The sequence below is a fragment of the Paraburkholderia oxyphila NBRC 105797 genome, assembly GCF_000685075.1.
GTDB classification, from domain to species: Bacteria; Pseudomonadota; Gammaproteobacteria; order Burkholderiales; family Burkholderiaceae; genus Paraburkholderia; species Paraburkholderia oxyphila.
Genome location: NZ_BAYD01000274.1, coordinates 1 through 1,322, shown reverse-complemented (window position 1 = coordinate 1,322; position 1,322 = coordinate 1). Strand labels below are relative to the sequence as shown.

At 61.9% G+C, this 1,322-nt stretch carries 1 protein-coding gene; it reads left to right on the top strand.

From position 1 onward, the window contains the following. The coding region (locus tag BO1_RS48880) for an ABC transporter substrate-binding protein (protein ID WP_028223782.1) at positions 1-1,267 on the top strand (1,267 nt) is incomplete at its 5' end. Positions 1,268-1,322: the final 55 nt, after the last annotated feature.

Sequence of the window (1,322 nt, the reverse complement as noted above, 5' to 3'; positions counted from 1 at the left end):
CGCGGACGACGTCGTGTTCACGTTCGACCGCATGCTGAACCCGAACAACGCGTTCCGCAAGGCCTACCCGGTGTCGTTCCCGTACTTCACCGACATGGGCCTCGACAAGCTGATAGCCAAGGTCGAGAAGGTCGATCCGTACACCGTGAAGTTCACGCTGAACGAGCCGAACGCGCCGTTCATCCAGAACATGGCGATGGAATTCGCGTCGATCTTGTCGGCGGAATACGCGGACCAGTTGATGAAGGCCGGCAAGGCCGCCGACATCAACCAGTATCCGCTGGGCACGGGCCCCTTCATCTTCAAGAGCTACACGAAGGACGCGACCATCCGTTTCGATGGCAATCCTGATTACTGGAAGCCGGGCGAGGTCAAGCTCTCGAAGCTGATCTTCTCGATCACGCCGGACGCGAGCGTGCGCGTGCAGAAACTCAAGCGCGACGAGTGCCAGGTGATGAGCTATCCGCGTCCGGCCGATATCGCACCGCTGAAGGCCGATGCCGACCTCGCGATGCCGTCGCAGCCGGGCTTCAACCTGGGCTACCTCTCGTACACAGTGACGCGCAAGCCGATGGACAAGCTCGAAGTGCGCCAGGCACTCGACATGGCAATCAACAAGAAGGCGATCATCGAGTCGGTGTACCAGGGCGCGGGCCAGGCGGCGACCAACCCGATGCCGCCCACGCAGTGGTCCTACGACAAGAGCCTCACGGCGCAGCCGTATGACACCGCCAGGGCCAAGGCGCTGCTCGCCAAGGCGGGCTTCCCGAACGGCTTCGAGATGACGCTCTGGGCGATGCCCGTGCAGCGCGCCTACAACCCGAACGCACGCCTGATGGCCGAGATGATCCAGGCCGACTGGGCCAAGATTGGCGTGAAGGCGAAGATCGTCACGTATGAATGGGGCGAGTACATCAAGCGTGCGCACGCGGGTGAAGACGACTCCATGCTGATTGGCTGGACGGGCGACAACGGCGACCCGGACAACTGGCTCGGCACGCTGCTCGGCTGCGAGGCCGTGAACGGCAACAACTTCGGCAAGTGGTGCTACAAGCCGTTCGACGAGCTGATCCAGAAGGCGCGTCAGACCTCGGACCAGGCGCAGCGCACCAAGGTCTACACGCAGGCGCAGCAGATCTTCGCGCAGCAACTGCCGTTCTCGCCGATCGCGCACTCGACCGTCTATCAACCGGTCAGCAAGAAGGTGATCGACATGCGCATCGAACCGCTGGGCTACGCACGCTTCGACGGCGTGAGCATGCAGTAATCTGATGGCAGGCAATCGTTCGTCCGGTTAGAGCATACTTATCAAACCGTTCGAA